At 36.9% G+C, this 17,305-nt stretch carries 14 protein-coding genes and 2 riboswitches; of the genes, 8 read left to right on the top strand and 6 right to left on the bottom strand.

Features of this window, described 5'->3' with window-relative positions:
• Positions 1-71 precede the first annotated feature (71 nt).
• The 3 genes from ACQKOG_RS06570 to ACQKOG_RS06560 all read left to right on the top strand — a co-directional run bounded on the left by ACQKOG_RS06570 (position 72) and on the right by ACQKOG_RS06560 (position 3,139).
• A complete protein-coding gene (locus ACQKOG_RS06570; RefSeq protein WP_427445700.1) occupies positions 72-1,220 on the top strand; it encodes a cysteine desulfurase family protein in 1,149 nt (382 codons plus the stop codon).
• A 52-nt stretch (positions 1,221-1,272) separates the two neighbouring features.
• Positions 1,273-2,397: a tRNA 2-thiouridine(34) synthase MnmA gene (gene mnmA, locus ACQKOG_RS06565; protein ID WP_370075376.1), complete on the top strand. Its 1,125-nt coding sequence runs from the start codon at positions 1,273-1,275 to the stop codon at positions 2,395-2,397.
• Between the two features lie 82 nt (positions 2,398-2,479).
• Positions 2,480-3,139: a tetratricopeptide repeat protein gene (locus ACQKOG_RS06560; protein WP_427445698.1), complete on the top strand. Its 660-nt coding sequence runs from the start codon at positions 2,480-2,482 to the stop codon at positions 3,137-3,139.
• A gap of 711 nt (positions 3,140-3,850) precedes the next feature.
• Here ACQKOG_RS06560 and ACQKOG_RS06555 read toward each other — a convergent pair.
• The 3 genes from ACQKOG_RS06555 to hisA form a co-directional block, all read right to left on the bottom strand.
• Positions 3,851-4,594, bottom strand: a complete 744-nt coding sequence (locus ACQKOG_RS06555) for a GTP pyrophosphokinase (RefSeq protein WP_402870290.1) — start codon at positions 4,592-4,594, stop codon at positions 3,851-3,853.
• Positions 4,595-4,765: 171 nt separating this feature from the next.
• Complete coding sequence (locus tag ACQKOG_RS06550; RefSeq protein ID WP_370075373.1) at positions 4,766-5,053, bottom strand: hypothetical protein; 288 nt, start codon at positions 5,051-5,053, stop codon at positions 4,766-4,768.
• Positions 5,050-5,817: a phosphoribosylformimino-5-aminoimidazole carboxamide ribotide isomerase gene (hisA, locus tag ACQKOG_RS06545; RefSeq protein WP_427445695.1), complete on the bottom strand. Its 768-nt coding sequence runs from the start codon at positions 5,815-5,817 to the stop codon at positions 5,050-5,052. Before hisA ends, ACQKOG_RS06550 begins: the two co-directional genes overlap by 4 nt.
• Before the next feature lie 551 nt (positions 5,818-6,368).
• On the opposite strand from hisA, the gene recD2 reads away from it, so the two are divergent.
• Entirely contained in the window at positions 6,369-8,801 is a 2,433-nt protein-coding gene (gene recD2 / locus ACQKOG_RS06540) for an SF1B family DNA helicase RecD2 (protein WP_370075371.1), read from the top strand.
• 38 nt (positions 8,802-8,839) lie between these two features.
• Positions 8,840-10,630, top strand: a complete 1,791-nt coding sequence (locus tag ACQKOG_RS06535) for a polysaccharide deacetylase family protein (RefSeq protein ID WP_402870295.1) — start codon at positions 8,840-8,842, stop codon at positions 10,628-10,630.
• A 161-nt stretch (positions 10,631-10,791) separates the two neighbouring features.
• On the opposite strand, the gene ACQKOG_RS06530 is transcribed toward ACQKOG_RS06535, so the two are convergent.
• On the bottom strand, positions 10,792-10,980 hold the full coding sequence (locus tag ACQKOG_RS06530; protein WP_370075369.1) for a hypothetical protein: 189 nt from the start codon (positions 10,978-10,980) through the stop codon (positions 10,792-10,794).
• Positions 10,981-11,324: 344 nt separating this feature from the next.
• On the opposite strand from ACQKOG_RS06530, the gene hpaB reads away from it, so the two are divergent.
• Positions 11,325-12,761: a 4-hydroxyphenylacetate 3-monooxygenase, oxygenase component gene (hpaB, locus tag ACQKOG_RS06525; RefSeq protein WP_427445693.1), complete on the top strand. Its 1,437-nt coding sequence runs from the start codon at positions 11,325-11,327 to the stop codon at positions 12,759-12,761.
• Between the two features lie 385 nt (positions 12,762-13,146).
• On the opposite strand, the gene ACQKOG_RS06520 is transcribed toward hpaB, so the two are convergent.
• Positions 13,147-13,920 carry a magnesium transporter gene (locus tag ACQKOG_RS06520; RefSeq protein WP_370075367.1) on the bottom strand — a complete coding sequence of 258 codons (774 nt, stop codon included), beginning with the start codon at positions 13,918-13,920 and terminating at the stop codon, positions 13,147-13,149.
• A gap of 18 nt (positions 13,921-13,938) precedes the next feature.
• Positions 13,939-14,643, bottom strand: coding sequence for an MgtC/SapB family protein (locus ACQKOG_RS06515; protein WP_370075819.1), 705 nt, complete (start codon positions 14,641-14,643; stop codon positions 13,939-13,941).
• A gap of 368 nt (positions 14,644-15,011) precedes the next feature.
• A riboswitch (M-box (ykoK) riboswitch) is annotated at positions 15,012-15,186 on the bottom strand.
• Positions 15,187-15,637: 451 nt separating this feature from the next.
• Between ACQKOG_RS06515 and ACQKOG_RS06510 the strand changes: the two genes are divergently transcribed.
• The gene (locus tag ACQKOG_RS06510; protein ID WP_370075366.1) at positions 15,638-15,883 is read left to right on the top strand and encodes a hypothetical protein; all 246 of its coding nucleotides are present in this window, start codon (positions 15,638-15,640) and stop codon (positions 15,881-15,883) included.
• Positions 15,884-15,943: 60 nt separating this feature from the next.
• Positions 15,944-16,118: riboswitch (M-box (ykoK) riboswitch) on the top strand.
• A 253-nt stretch (positions 16,119-16,371) separates the two neighbouring features.
• Positions 16,372-17,295, top strand: a complete 924-nt coding sequence (locus tag ACQKOG_RS06505) for a magnesium transporter CorA family protein (protein ID WP_427445690.1) — start codon at positions 16,372-16,374, stop codon at positions 17,293-17,295.
• Positions 17,296-17,305 lie beyond the last annotated feature (10 nt).

The following is a 17,305-nucleotide window of genomic DNA, read 5'->3' as shown; positions in this document are numbered from 1 at the left end:
TAAAGCACATCTCTCTACCCTGAGGAAGGGAGATGAGTCTTTAGCGCTTTTCGTACAAAGGAGTTTTCAACATGAATTCATATATTTATCTCGATCATGCAGCGTCATCACCAATGAATGACAAAGTAATAGACGCTATGACTACAGCAATGCAACAGGTTTATGGGAATGCATCAAGTATTCATGGGATAGGTCGAGAGGCACGTAAATATTTAGATAATGCACGTGAAATACTTGCCCAATCAATTGGTGCTCAACCTGGAGAAATTATTATAACAAGTGGTGGAACAGAGGCGGATAATACGGCTATTTTTGGCACTGTTTATGCACGGGCTGCTGAAGGGAAGCATATCATTACCACACAAATTGAACATCACGCGGTGTTACATACTTGTGAAAAGCTTGAGCGAGATGGCTTTGATGTGACATATTTGCCAGTTGATGGGAATGGACGTGTTTCTGTAGAAGATGTGCGAAATGCATTAAGAGAGGATACAATTTTAGTAACGATTATGTACGGCAATAATGAAGTTGGTTCGATTCAACCGATTGCTGAAATTGGTGACTTGTTACGTGAACATAAGGCTATTTTTCATACAGATGCTGTTCAGGCATATGGTTTAGAGTCAATTAATGTTACTGATCTACATGTTGATTTACTAAGTGTTTCTGCACATAAGATTAATGGTCCTAAAGGTATTGGTTTCCTATACCAAAAAACAGGAACACCATTCACTAGTTATGCATTAGGGGGAGCACACGAGAAAAAACGTCGTGCAGGTACTGAAAATGTTCCTGCAGTGATTGGTTTTGCGACTGCAGTGCAAATTGCAAATGAGTTGCGAGAAGAAAAGCGCGTGCTATACAATCGCTTTAAGCAAATTATGCTGGATGTTTTCACGAAAGAAAATCTAGCTTTTCATATGAATGGAGATTTAGACAATACGCTCCCACACGTTTTAAATGTAAGTTTTTCTGGTATGGAAGTAGAGTCATTCCTAGTAAATCTTGATATGGCGGGTATTTGTGTATCGAGTGGTTCTGCTTGTACTGCTGGTTCCATTGACCCATCACACGTTTTAGTTGCGATGTTTGGACAAGAGGCAGAAGAATTACGTAACTCGATCCGCTTTAGCTTCGGTCAAGGTTTAACAGAAGATGATGTACAACATGCAGCTGAAAAAACAGCGGCGATTGTAAAAAGACTGGCAAAAAAATAATTGTTAAAAATATACATTTAATGGAATTTGAATAAAAGAAAAGGTGACCAATATGAAAGAAACACGTGACCCCTCACAAATTCGTGTTGTAGTCGGCATGTCGGGTGGGGTAGATTCTTCGGTTGCTGCATATTTGCTAAAACAACAAGGATATGAAGTAATCGGGATATTTATGAAAAACTGGGATGATACAGACGAAAATGGCGTTTGTACAGCTACAGAAGACTATGATGATGTGATTAAAGTATGTAATCAAATCGGGATTCCATACTATGCAGTGAATTTTGAAAAGCAATATTGGGATAAGGTTTTCACATACTTTTTAGAAGAGTATAAAGCAGGACGTACGCCAAATCCTGATGTTATGTGTAATAAGGAAATTAAATTTAAAGCGTTTTTAGAGCATGCGATGGATCTTGGAGCTGATTATTTAGCGACAGGTCACTATGCTCGAGTTGATCGTAGTAGCGATGGCGAAGTTAAAATGCTTCGAGGCATTGACAATAATAAAGATCAAACTTATTTCTTAAACCAATTATCACAGGAACAATTGTCGCATGTAATGTTCCCAATTGGACATATTGAGAAAAAAGAAGTCCGTAAAATTGCGGAGGAAGCTGGGTTAGCTACAGCAAAGAAAAAAGATTCAACAGGAATTTGCTTTATTGGAGAGCGTAATTTCAAAGAATTTTTAAGTCAATATTTACCGGCGCAACCTGGTAAGATGGAGACAATGGATGGTGTTGTAATGGGTCAACATGACGGATTAATGTACTATACCCTTGGTCAACGTCATGGTCTTGGAATTGGTGGCGACGGTGAACCTTGGTTCGTGTTAGGGAAAGATTTAGAGCGCAATGTGTTACTAGTTGGACAAGGCTTCAATAATGATTCGCTATTTTCAACTTCACTGACTGCTGTGAAAATGAGCTATACTTCGACAAAAAAATTGCCCGGGAAATTTTCATGCACAGCAAAATTCCGTTATCGTCAAACAGATACACCAGTAGAAGTGGAAATTTTAGAGGATGGACGTACACATATTACGTTTGCTGAGCCAGTACGTGCGATTACACCTGGACAAGCTGTGGTACTATACGACGGTGAAGAATGTTTAGGTGGCGGTACAATCGACGAAGTCTTTAAAAATAATGAAAAACTAACATATGTAGGTTGATTTGCGAAAAGATTGCTCATACTCTTTCCTAAAGCGTATAGAGTTTAGGCAGTCTTTCGCTACATAGAGATGAGGAAAAACAATGGATTTTAACGAGCAGGGCATTCAAGCGTTTCAAGAAAAGCGCTACGAGGATGCTGCACAACTTTTCACACAAGCAATTGAAGCAGAGCCTGAAAACCCAATTGGTTATGTGAACTTCGGAAATCTTTTAGCGGTCTTAGAGGATACTGAACGTGCAGAGCGTTTTTTTCAAAAAGCAATCACAGTTGATGAAACGGCGGCAACTGCTTATTATGGTTTAGCAAATTTATATTATAATGCAGAACGATATGCGGAAGCAGCAAAGCTTTATGAGCAAGCACTAAAACATAAAATTGAAGGCGCAGATGTGTATTATATGATGGGCAAATGTTTTGAGCGAATGGAAAATCCGAAGCTTGCACTGCCATATTTACAACGAGCTACAGAGCTTGCACCAGAAGACGCACAAATTCGTCTAGCATATGCCATCGTGCTATGTGCGCTAGAAATGTTCGAAGAAGGTAAAAAGGAATTAGACTATTTGATCGAACAGGACTGGAATAACGCAGATGCACATTATAATTTAGGTGTACTATATGCGGTATCAACTGAACAAACAGAAGATGCTATGTACCACCTAAAACAAGCCTTTACATTACAGCCAGAATACGACCAAGCACGTTATATTTATGATATGATTGCTCAGCGATTTAACTAAAATAATATAAAAGCTCACAAACACGGAAAGGATGCCAAAATTATGTTGGCATCCTTTCAAATTGTCTACAAGAGAACAAAAATATATTAAAGTGTATCAATAAGCAAAGGTTTATTTTCACTCCGAGTTGGCGCTTTCCGCGGGCTTGGCTTCAATCTCCTCGTCACTACGTTCCTACGGGGCTTTCAGCGCAAGCTCATCCCGCAGGAGTCGCCACTCTCCGTGAAAAATCAACAACTCCTCAGCAAAAGTATTATTATTATAAATAACATCCTATGCTAAATAATACATGCTAGGTGAATTGGTTGATTGGAGTGGAGGCTGGGCGACTCCTTGGGGATCAGTAATAGAGGAACGAAGGCTAAAACCATCACGTCCTGTGATAACGCCTTCGTGACCAACATTGGTGCTGCTGACGCTTCGTTAGCACTACGCTTTCGCGCAAAAGACATCTGTTGGCCCGAGACCCTGGAGCGAAGCGAAGCGGGCTCATCGGACGCCCCCAGGAAGCTCTGAAGCTCTGCTCTGTGCGAAAGCGAAGCGTCAGCAATTGTTTTATCTGTGCGAAAGCGTAGCGACAGCAACAACAAAGCGCCCAGCCGGAACGGAAATCAACCCCTCGTTGTGCCGAAGAGTAATACTATTCATTTACATAATAGGATTTCAACAAACTAAAAGGATGCCGAAACTAGTTCAGCATCCTTAGTTATTTTAGTCTTCATCATCATCTGAAGGATTATCAAATGGTAGTTGATATATATATTGTGCTAAATGTGCAATTGGAGTAGTTTCTAAAATTGATGATTCTGTTTCGTTCGCTTTTAAAATATTGATTTCTTTATTAAGCCGCTCCATTTTTCGATCCAGCTCAGCTACTTGAATAGCAGCCTCCTTCAATTCAAAACGGATATGTTCAGGTACTTCCTTGTTGTATTTATAATAGATTTTATGTTCAAGGCTGGCCCAGAAATCCATTGCAATTGTACGAATTTGAATTTCGACATATACCTTCTCCATACGATCGGACATAAAAATAGGAATTTTTATAATAAGATGCAAGCTTTGATAGCCATTTCCCTTTGGATATGCAATATAATCCTTTACATCCACAACTTCAATATCATTCTGTGCCTGCAGCATCGCACTCACTTTATATATATCTTCAACAAAGGAGCAAGTGATTCGAACACCTGCAATATCACGAATATCTTCACGAATCGCTTCAATAGATGGCTCAAGGTTCTTTTTCTTGACCTTTAATAATATACTTTTCGGTGATTTTACGCGAGTGGATAAATGCTCTATCGGGTTATATTCATGGATTAGCTTAAACTCTTCTTGTAAAATAGTTATTTTCGTTTCAATTTCCTGCAAGGCAAATTTATAGACTAAAAAGAAGCGTGTTAATTCTGTTTGTAAAGTTTGTATAGTAGTTGCTTCAAGTTCATTTTTCATACTTCATAAAATCCTTTCTTTTAGTAGTAACTAAATTATTTAATATTCAATATTAGCTTAACAAAAATAGCTACTAAATAGAAATAAGGGCTCCGAATCTATGTATAATATTCTTGTTTCATAAATTTATTTTGTAAAAATAAAAAAAGGGGTGTCGAGTCCCCTTAGTAATTAAACGACAATTTCGGCATTTAAGTTGTATCGTTTATTAAATTCATCAACAAATATTTGTAAATCGACATAAATACCAATATAAGGCTCTGTTTCTTGATCACATAAGAAGCCGCATGTTGTCTTTAAAGATTTTGAAAACTCAAGTAGCATTTGTTCATCATCTAGCTGTATATGCAACGAAAGAGAGTTGTCTTTTGTATTTACCTTAAAATATTTGCCATCTATAATCCGTTCTAAATTTGTTTCTTGAAAAGGAAAAACATAATCCTTATATATTAACTTCACAATAACCCGCCTTTTTTGCAATAATTCACCACGTCTGTATAAGGTAAATCTCCACCGAAAATTGAAAGAGCGCTACCGATTGTAACATGAAGTTTACCATTTGCGATTTTTTTAAAATTCTTCAAGTCGTTCAAAGAACGAACTCCGCCAGCATATGTTGTTGGAATTGTTGTCCAAGTGGCTAAATCATGCACTAAGCTTTCCTGCATACCACCTTTTTTTCCTTCCACATCAACAGCGTGAATAAGTAGTTCATCACAGAAATTTTCGATAAATGCAATAGACTCAGCATTTACTTCAAAATCACTAAACTTTGTCCATTTATCAGTAACAACAAACCATTTTCCATCGCGCAGACGGCAGCTTAAATCGATGACAAGATGTTGTTTACCAATAATCTGTACTAGTTGCTTTAGTCGATCTAAATGGAGCTTGCCATCATAGAAAATAAATGATGTGACAATAACATGGGTAGCTCCCGCATCAATATACTTTTTTGCATTTTCCGTGGTGATGCCGCCACCAACCTGCAACCCTTGAGGATATGCTGCTAATGCTGCTAATGCGGCTTCTTCGTTTCCATCACCTAGCATAATGACGTGACCACCTGTTAATTGATCATGGGCAAACATTTTTGCATAATAACTAGAGTCATGATTTGAAATAAAGTTCTCGATAACTTCTTGATTTTTATGACCTAGTGTGCTGCCAACAATTTGTTTTACTTTGCCATCGTGTAAATCAATGCAAGGTCTAAATTCCAATAGTTTCACAATCCTTCCGTGCGACAAATTCACCTTTATCATAGCATGGAAAGGTTGATAAAAACCGTGAAATGTTATTTATCACACTAATTTCAACTTCTTTCAGCAATTATTTTATGTAGCAAAAGCAACGCGACAGCTACAAATGTTTACTGTAGCGAAAAGTGAAACGGCTGTTACAAATATTCTTGTAGCGATGTCTGCTAACAGAAGTCTCCCACCTCTATAAGTGGTGAAATACGGGTTTTAATCTCTTTACAGCTGGTGTTGCCTCGTTGAAATAGATGAACTCAGGTTTAGAACTTCACATCTTGTGAAAATACCTAAGTGAGCAATATCGTGTTGTTGTTGTTGTTGTTGTTGTTGTCGCTACGCTTTCGCACAAAAAATATTTGTTGGCCTAAAGCCTCTGGCGGATGTCACGGAATTATACATAGGCATAATTGATTAAAATGGAATAAAATTTATTGAATTCTCTTTTTAAGCGATTTTACACATTATGGTGTGGTAAAATATAATGGTTGAAATGAACACGAAAGGACGAACCGAGAATGGCAGAGAACCTTGATTTATTTGAACTAAATAAATTTTTTATACTCGGACGCCCGATTGTCTCTATCTTCCATAATGCACAAAATATGTATTCGATAGTTCGTGTGAAAATTCAAGAGACCAACTTACAGTACGAAGATAAGGAAATAATAGTTGTTGGATATTTTCCGCCGTTACAGATGGATGAACAATATCGTTTTACTGGTGTATTGAAACAGCATCCAAAATATGGTGTGCAATTTCAAATTGAGACATTTACCAAGGAAGTGCCAGCAACAGAGCAAGGAATTATTCATTACTTATCGAGTGATTTGTTTGTTGGAATCGGAAAAAAAACTGCTGAAACAATCGTAGAGAAATTAGGAGCAAATGCGTTGCGTCTTATTTTAGAGGACCCAAATGCTCTTGATGCTGTGCCTCGTTTATCTGCTGAAAAAAAAGAGGTTATCCATCGTACAATTGAACAAAATTTAGGCTTAGAACGAGTGATGATTCAACTTAATGAATGGGGTTTCGGACCACAGCTCGGCATGAAAATTTACCAAACATATCGAACAGAGGCCGTTGAATTATTAACTGAAAATCCATACCGTCTGATTGAAGATGTAGAGGGTGTTGGTTTCTTTCGTGCAGACGAGCTAGGTGCAAAATTAGGGATTACTGGCAATCATCCAGACCGTATTAAGGCGGCGATTTTACATACTCTAAATACAGCAGCTTTATCGGATGGTCATGTGTATTTAGATGCAGAAAATGTTTTACCACTAGTAAAAGATATGCTTGAGCAAAGCCAACGAGAGGAAATTCCCTTTGAAATCATTTCTAAAGCTTGCATCGAATTGCGCGAGGAAAGTAAAATTTGTGGGGAAGAAACAAGACTATATTTACCATCCCTATATTTTTCAGAAGTAGGAATTGCATCAAAAATATTAGCTTTAATCGAACGTAACAATAAGGCTGAACATTTTAGTAAGGACGAAATACGAAAAGTGATTGGTGAAACAGAAGAGTTTCTTAATGTCACATATGCTGAAACGCAAGCGAATGCGATTGAACAAGCACTAAATTCCGCCGTTATGATTTTAACTGGTGGACCTGGGACAGGTAAAACAACTGTTGTTCGGGGTGTAGTAGAAGTGTATGCAAAGCTACACGGACTATCATTGAACCCGAAGGAATATGCACAAAAAGAAGAACCCTTTCCGATTATTTTATGTGCTCCAACAGGACGTGCTGCCAAGCGCCTCTCGGAATCGACAGAACTTCCAGCAATGACAATTCATCGATTGCTAGGCTTTACAGGTCAGGAAAAAGAGGAAGAAACTGAGCGTGAGGTAACAGGGAAACTCATTATTGTAGACGAAATGTCGATGGTCGATACTTGGCTCGCGCATCAACTATTAAAATCCTTACATGAGGATGTACAAGTCGTTTTTGTAGGAGATCAAGATCAACTTCCACCAGTAGGACCAGGACAGGTGTTAAAAGATTTGTTGGCTTCTGGGCAAATACCTACTGTGGAATTGACAGATGTTTATCGACAAGCTGAAGGCTCAACAATTATTGAACTTGCTCATCAAATTAAACGTGGTAATATCACAAATGACCTAACATTAAAAACAACTGACCGTTCATTTATAAAAGCCTCCTCAGATCAGGTAGCAAGCGTTGTCACACAGGTTGTGAAAAGTGCGGTTGTGAAAGGTCAAGAAATTCGTAATATCCAAGTGTTAGCACCCATGTACAAAGGTCCAGCGGGAATAGATAATTTAAATAAAATGATTCAAGAACTTATTAATCCAAACGATACTGGTACTAGAAAAGAGCTCGTTTTTGGTGATGTCACATATCGCATAAAGGACAAAGTTTTACAGCTTGTCAATCAACCAGAAAGCAACGTTTTTAATGGTGATATGGGTGAGGTAATTAGCATTATTAAGGCAAAGGAAACAATTGAGAAACAAGATTTGCTTGTTGTATCATTCGACGGTATTGAAGTAACTTATCAACGAAGTGATCTTAATCAATTGACACTTGCCTACTGTTGTTCTATTCATAAATCGCAAGGCTCTGAGTTCCAAACAGTTATTATGCCGGTTGTACGAGGTTATTCTAAGATGCTGCGTCGTAATTTGTTATATACAGGTATTACGCGTGCTAAAAATTTCTTAATTCTATGTGGCGAGCCTGATGTGCTAGCAGATGGCTTACAGCGTACGGATGATTTACAGCGCTTTACGTCTTTACGTGCAAGACTCAATCCAATGGAAATTGCAGAGGAAATTGTAGAAGTAGAAACGATTCCATTAAACGAAGAATTAAAAAATGAAAAACAATCCATTGATTTCAAACTAACGGTAGAAACAGAACCATATATCCATCCATTGATTGGAATGGATGGTGTCTCGCCGTATGATTATTTAGATAAGTGATCCTTTAGTATCAAGGGTTCTGAAGGAAAATATGATTTATGAAATTAATTCAACCTATAAACTTTTATTGGTTGGAAAATCGTCTAATGATTGAAGTAAAAGATAATAAAAATTTTTTTGAGGTGAATAAAGTGAAACGCTTATTATTATTGCTTCTATTCATGATGCTAATACCTTTTGCAGAAAAAGCATATGCAAAAAATACTGTCATCCAAGTGAATGAGGAAGCAACTGTCTTTGATAATCGTTCAGGCTCACTAGTGCAGGTGGGGACATTATCAGCAGGGCAAACTTTTGAAGTAACAAAAGATTATGGAGCCAATTGGTGGCAAATCCGTTGGGGTGGTTATTATGGTTATGTTGAAAAACGTTATACAACCGTTGTTCCAGCAACAACTTATAAAAACACAGTCCCAACTGTTGCTAAAATAACTGATTATATAGTCGCAACAAAGGTTGCACCGATTTACGATAATACTGGCAATAAACTTGTTCAATTTGCTACATTGTCAGAGGGAGTTCGCTTCCCTATATATAGCGGAATGGGTAATTGGTATGGAATTGCTGTGAACGGACGCTTAGGATTTGTACATAGTAATTTTGTAGAAAAAGAAAAAGGTCAAAATTCAACAAATACAAATACAAATACCTCAAAGCCTGTTGAAAAACCAACTACAACTCCTCCTAGTAAACAAAATGGCTATATAGAGGCGTTAGAAAACTTAATTCTGTATGATTTCCGCCGTGATAAAGAGATGGCTATTGCTACGTTAATGAAAGGCCAACAGCTAGAGGTTGTAGATTCAATGGACCCAACATATGTTCAAGTTCGTTGGGGGAAATCATATGTTTATGCAGAAAAATCAAAGATGAAATTTTTAAATACGCCTTCATATAAAAATGTTGGTAAGGACAATGCCATGAAAAATGAGTATTTCATCCCTGTTTCTGCAAACAGTGAGATTTATGATACCAAAACAACAACATTACAACCATTTGCTAAGCTAGATACAAATCGCCGCTATCCGATATTGCGGAAAGAGGGAGCTTGGTACGTAACAGTACTTGGTGGTCGTGAAGGTTATATCCATAGCTCTAAAGTAGCGATTGATCGTGGCGTCCCTGTAATGATGTATCATCATATATTAAAAGAGCATGAGCTTGGGCGTTTCAAAAATTTAAGTACTACGGTGACAGATGTTCAATTTACAAAAGAAATGCAGTATTTAAAAAGTAAAAACTACGAAGCCATTACTGTAGATGAATTATGGCGTTTCATGCGCAATGAAATTACACTGCCTGCCTATTCAATTGTTTTGACTTTTGATGATGGTCTATTGTCGACACGTGAATATGCGTATCCTGTACTTAAAAACAATGGCTTTAAAGCTACACAATTTTTAATTACGTCCCGTAATGAAAGTGCGAAAGATGGGCAAATTTTTAATTATAATGATTTACAGCCCCTTTCACGTCAGGATATAACAAATATGCAAGATGTTTTTGCGTTTGAATCACACACTTACAATTTACATGTTTTAGAAGGAAATAAAGGCAAAATGCTTCTAATCCCTTACCGTGAGGTTGTTCAGGATTTACAGCGTAGTATAGCAATTATTCCGAATGCTAAGGCTTTTGCTTATCCGTTTGGGCAATATAATTCGAATAACATTAATGCTGTAAAGGAAGCTGGATTCACAATGGCATTTTCAACGAAGGTTGGCTATAACAATCCGTACGATGATGTATATCAAATTAAACGCTTAGCAACTCATCAAAATACAACATTTGACAATTTCCAAAAAATGGTTCTTCCGTACACGAAGTAAAATAAAAAACCCGATCAAATCGAATTGATCGGGTTTTTTGTGCGATTTTTTTTAACTTCTTTCAACGGGTGTCCAAACATCTGTACCTGTCGCGTGTTTTCGGTACAAAAAACATTCACTGAAACTGATTCCGGACGCAATTATACCGAGGCATTATTGATTTAATGGATGCCAACTAGGTGATGTTTAACGACTTCATATGCTTGGCAAACATTTTTAAATTGATCTTTTTCTTTGGCAATCATATCTGAAGCAATAGAAAATAAAAGATTCTCTTCATTATGATCCTCCATTTTATTCATTAAAGCAGCTTCCATTTCCGCCACGTACGAGACGATTTGTTTATTCATATATATTCTCCCTTAATAAAAAGATGTATTTTGTTTTGGTTACGAAGCTATCTTACACCTGCATATACAAAAAATCTAGCAATTCTGTACTAGTCGAAAATGACTTTTTTGTGAATATGTCGCAAAATTGAACTCGTTAAAAAAGTGCTAATTGAAACCGTTTTTATCTAAAGTAACTGAAAAATCGTGCAATAATTGCAGGCTTTAAACTGTATTTAAAAAGTAATACAGTTAAGAAAAAATAGGGTTTGCTATAATACAGTTGGCGTATCCGGAACCTAATATTGGGAAAAATCATATACTAATCAAGTATAAAAACATTTGTAACGTTTAGGGGTGACTGTATGCCAGTAATTACAGGAAAACAATATATTGACCGTATTGACGCTTTACAAACTTATATTTCGATTGATGGGAAAGTTGTCACAGGGAAGGTGTCGGAGCATCCAGCATTTAAGGGAGTAATGCAGAGTCAGGCAAGGCTTTTTGATTTACAAAATGAAGAGGCATTGCTTGAAAAGATGACATATGTTTCACCAACAAGTAATAAGCGTGTAGGTATGTCTTTCCTTCAAGCGGTGACAGTCGATGATCTCGTGAAAAGACGTAATGCAATACGAGAGTGGGCATTATCCAATAATGGCCTTATGGGGAGAAGCCCAGATTACATGAATACGACATTAATGGCTCTAGCATCCGTAGCAGAATATTTGAAAGATAAGCCAAATTGTTTCTCTCAGCATTTATTAAGATTTTATGAGTATGCTCGTGAGAACGATTTGACGATGACACATACATTTATCGAGCCACAAGTAAACCGTCAAAAGTTTTATTTTGAAGATGAAGATGTTACAATTGCTGCTAAAATTGTAGATAAAACGAGCGAAGGGTTAGTAATTAAAGGTGCGAGATTACTAGCGACACAGGGAGGAATTACAGATGAACTCCTTGTTATATCAACAAATGGTTTTGATGAAGGAAAAGGCTTTGCTTTCTCTATCCCAAGTAATACAAAAGGTTTAAAGTTTTTATGTAGGCAATCATTTGTCGGAGGGGAATCGGTTTTTGATTATCCATTAAGTAGTCGTTACGAGGAAATGGATGCAATCGTTGTGTTTGATAATGTTGTAGTGCCGTGGGAACGCGTCTTTTATTATGAGAATGTGGAAGTTGCCAATAACTTTTTGAACGTAAGTGGTTTTCAAACATATGGTTTACATCAAGTTCTAACACGTCAAATTGCCAAAACAGAATTTGTCTTAGGTGTTGTACAGTCAATTGTAGATACGATAAATATCGGCGGATATCAACATGTGCAGCAAAAGGTCGTGGATATCATCGTGACATTAGAAACGATGAAGGCCTTACTGTTAAAGTCTGAAGTAGAAGCAAAAATAGATGAATTTGGTTTTATAAGACCTGATCTCCCAACAGTACAAGTAGCTATTCAGATGTTCCCTAAAGTATATCCGACCTTTACAGAAATTATCCAGTTACTTGGCGCAAGCGGATTAATGTCCATTCCAAGTGAAAAAGCATTTACTGCGGATGACGGCGACCTTGAGCATTATTTACAGTCTTTTCAGGATGGTGGAAAGGAGCGCGTCAAAAAATTCCGTCTAGCTTGGGATTTAACGATGAGCAGCTTTGGTACAAGACAAACACTGTATGAGCGCTTTTTCTTTGGAGACCCAGTTCGTTTAGCCAGCGCGCTTTATAATTCTTATAATAGGGAAGAATTAGTTAATCGGGTAGAAAACTTTTTGAAAAATAATAATTAGTTTTGAGGAAGTAACTGTTTAAAATTAATTTAACTTCTTTCAGCGGGTGTCCAAACATCTGTACCTGCCGCTGCGCTTTCGGTACAAAAAACATCCGCTGAAATAGAGGAACTCAGTCTATGAACGCTACGTCCTGTGGCAATTTATCTGTGCGAAAGCGCAGCGACAGCAACAACACACGACTGAGTGACCAACGTCATGTTGTTGCCGCTGCCGCTGCTGCTCCGCTCTCGCGCAAAAAAACAACTGCCGCTGCCGCTTCGCTTTCGCGCAAAAAAATATTTACAGACCTAAGCACAAAGTCGATTCCGGACGCATTTATCCGAGGTATAATTGATACAATTACTTCTCATTGAGTATAATTGCTGTGAAAATATCACTATCTTTATAGATAAGTCAGCGCATCATCAAAAGTAACGATTCCAAGCAGTTCATAATTCTCTGTTACAACAGGGACTGCTAAAAGACCATATTTACGTATGATTTGGGTTACCTCGGACTGATTTGTATGGGCAGACACTGAAATGATTCCAGAGTTCATAATTTCACCCATTCGACACTCTGGTGGGGAAATTATTAGCTCTCGTAATGATACGACTCCAAGCAATTGTTTATTGGTATCTGTTACATATAAGTAATAAAAAGTTTCTGCATCTCCTTCACTATGCTTTAGGCGTTCAAACACATCAATTACTAAGTCATCTTTTGCAACTATTACTACGTCTGTTGTCATCAAGGCTCCGACTGACCCTTTTTTATATTGAAGTAATTGCTTAATATCATCGGCTTCATCTTTTTCCATACGTTCCAAATAAAAATCGGCTTCTTTATATGATAGTAGTCCCAAGAAATCTGTGGCGTCATCTGGAGGTAATTCATTTAACATCTCCACTGCAAATCGACGGTCAAGCTCTATAATACATTTTTTCTGCATAGATGGTTCTAGCTCGCTAAAAATTTCTCCAAATTCACAAGGAGTTAAAAAAGAATAAATCGTGAAACGTCTTTCCTCACTAAGTTCTATAAAAAATGTTGCTTGATCCATAGGGTGTAAATCTAGAAAATCCTTTCGAAAAGAATCTTTTTTTCCAGACTTTAAAGATTGCAACATGTAGTATGTGTACTCTTCTTTATATTTATATTGATGTAGTCTAATCATTATTGACGCTCCTTTCTATTACAAATTCTCAATTTCGACACTCAGGACGTGATCAATCTTTTTAACATAATAATAAATCTCCGTCGTATATTGATCTTCTGGTACCGAAAGAACTAAGTCAATTAATTGGTGATCGTTATCAATATCTTTAAGCTTGAAGTGCCGAATTTTATATTCATATTTTTTTGAAGATCCATTTTGCCCACTATGCTTAATCATTTTAATTAATTCTGTCATACGATAATTCGATTCCACGATAATTTTTAATGAAATATCCTGTCGGTTAAGTGTTGATAGACCTAATGTTTTAATGAAAAAGGGCACAATGTTGACTGCCACTATCAAAAGGATAACAGCACATGTTGCCTCTATATAAAACCCCGCCCCGATAGAAATTCCAAGGGCAGAAGCTGACCAGATTAGCGCAGCGGAAGTAAGACCAGAAATCACCTCGTTACTTCTTCGTAAAATAACACCAGCACCAATGAAACCAACTCCACTTACAATCTGCGCAGCAAGTCTCATCGGATCCATATTCGGATGATTGGCACCTCCAAATTTTCCGAATGCTTCTATGGAGACAATTGTTAATAAACAGCTGGCAATACAGATGACCATACTAGGTCTCATGCCAAGTTGTTTTTGTTTAATCTGTCTATCAATCCCAATCAATAATCCGAATAGTAAAGCTAGGCTTAACTTGATTATCATTTCTACTGTCATTATCATCGTCAATCACCTCTTCAGTTCTTTTTATAGAATGCCACTAAAATAAAAATAATATAAAAAAGCTCCCGTAAAAAGGGAGCTTCTTGCTTAGAATGTATCTTGTTCGACGTACACATCAAATAAACCTATCTTGGTAAACGCCAATTTGCGAAAAAATTCATAATTGGATTTTTGAAGAAAGGGACATATGCGGACTGAACGCAAAAACGCTGCCTTTTACCATATTCGAATTATTTAAAAATATGAAATGCCATATCGAATAACTATCCATCACATGTTCCCCCTTTTATAGTCAAATAAAATAAAAACCCCTCTAACGATTTAGAGGGGATGAAAAGCGCACGAAAAAATAAAAAAGTACGTTCGATTCCCCTTAATCGAGTTTTAGCACTATGCACCGTAAAGAAATGACATCATTTCTTAGCCACCTTATGAAAAGCCTTAATTCGGCAATTCCTGTTCTACCCATGGGTATCTTTCGATATTTCTGGGCAGTGGCCTATGTTTACATAGGAGCCTCACCTAACGAGGATTTATTGTTTTCAGGTGAATTGTACTCCGAATAATTTTGGTTGTCAATAACTGTTTCAAAAATTAAAATCTTAAAATGGTATCAGGGGAATAGTGTATTTTCGACGTATCATCATAAAGTGGGAGGATTTCCGTAACGTCTGGGGGGACGATGAGCAGCTTGGGGTGAAATGATATTGGCCACGAAGGCGTACCACAGGAAGGAATGCCTTTAGCCTCTTATCCAATCTCCGTTCCAATAAATTTTTTTACAACATATATGCCTAACCGTTGTTGATGTGGCTTATTTTTATGCTAACAAAGGACTTCAAATCCAATCTTAGGGAAGTGGTTTTTTGAATTAAAAATTAATAAATTTGTATCGATAGCTTCTGTAACTGTTGTTAAGTCTGTGTATGTTTTTTTGTGTTAAAACTGCTGAACAAAAAATCTATTCTTGATTAAAAAGAAAGTGCCTATGAAAGTACATAGAGATTGGAGAGAGGCAAGTGCTTTTTGTCGCTCTGTTTTCGTTGCGGAGCAAAGTCTACCGGAATATTTACTAAAGTTTCTTATCAATTTTTCACTTGAAATAAACAGCTTAAAAGAACAGAGAAATAGTTTAATAGAGAAAAATTTCTTCGTAAACAACCGCAAAAATTTTGTTGAAGACTACTCTGTTTATTTCTCATTTCATGCGGAAATTCGTAATAAAAAAACCTAAAAAATATTTTTTTACTCTTGACAAATTAAAAAATACGGCTTACGATTGCGGTGAAATTAAATAAAACCTCGTTAGGTGAGGCTCCTATACAAACATAGGCCACTGCCCAGAAATATCGAAAGATGCCCATGGGTAGAACAGGAATTGCCGGATTAAGGCTTTTCATAAGGTGGCTAAGAGATAAATTCGTCTCTTTACGGTGTATAGTGCTAAAACTCGACTAGGGGGAATCGAAAGTGCTTTTTTGTGCTGCTTATTTTTGTGCACTTTTTATACCCTCTAGGACTCCTAGAGGGTTTTTTAATTTCCAAAAAGATCCTTATTGCATAATGCCATATCGATTAAATCCTTTTAGCAGGGGTAAAAGAGTTCATTTTTAGAAAGGAGGGGGTCAAAATGGAGAGTCCGAGTCCGAGTCCGACCGATGGAGATAGTAGGAGTAAAAAACTTAAATCTGTTTTAATTCAGCAGATTAGGAGGACGATTCAATGCTTAAAATCTATAAAAGAAGCAAAGAAGGGCTACTGGAAGAACAGCCTAAGATCGTTCAAGGTAGCTGTGTATATCTTATTGAACCATCAGAAGAGGATATACAGTATGTTGCTAATCGCCTTGGAGTACCAACTGACTTTATCAGTGACTCCCTTGATATTGATGAACGATCAAGAATTGAAAAAAGTGGAAATAATTCATTGCTGATTGTCAATGTACCCTTAAAAATGCCAAATGATGAAACTATACCATATAGGACAATTCCAATCGGTATTATTCAAACAAGTGAAGTAATTGTAATAGTTTGTCGCGTTAGTCATCCAATTTTACAGGAATTTAGCAAAATTCTCGATAAGAATAATCATATAAACGTATCTTTTATTTTACAGTTATTGCTTGTTGCGGCTCGTTATTGTTTACGATGCCTTGATGATCTTAATCAAAAAGTTATTGTATCTGAAAAAATAATACAAAAATCAATCAAGAACAGTGAAGTGTATACTTTACTCAATATTAATAAGAGCCTTGTTTATTTCATAAAGGCACTAAAAGTCAATCTTGTGATGATGGGGAAATTTTCAAGAGTACTAGAAATGAATAAAGAAGATGAAAAACGGCTACAAGTCACTCTTAATGAGATGCAACAAGCTCTTGATACATCAAAAATTTACAATGAAAATTTGAGCAGCATGATGGACGCATATTCTGCGGTGATTGAAATTAACCTTAGTATTGTAGTGAAAGTTTTAACTGCATTTACGATTATCTTGACGTTTCCGACGATGGTCGCAACGATATATGGGATGAATTTCCCGTTGCCAAGGCAGGATGAAGAATACGCATTATTAGTACTTATGTCCCTCTCTATAGTCATTAGCGTGTTAACAGGTTGGGTGTTTTACAAAAAACGACTATTTTAGTAGAGAAAGC

This window comes from Lysinibacillus sp. NPDC093216 (assembly GCF_050280325.1).
Taxonomy (GTDB): Bacteria; Bacillota; Bacilli; order Bacillales_A; family Planococcaceae; genus Lysinibacillus.
The sequence above is the reverse complement of the archived record's forward strand: the minus strand, read 5'-3'. Positions and strand labels throughout refer to the sequence as shown.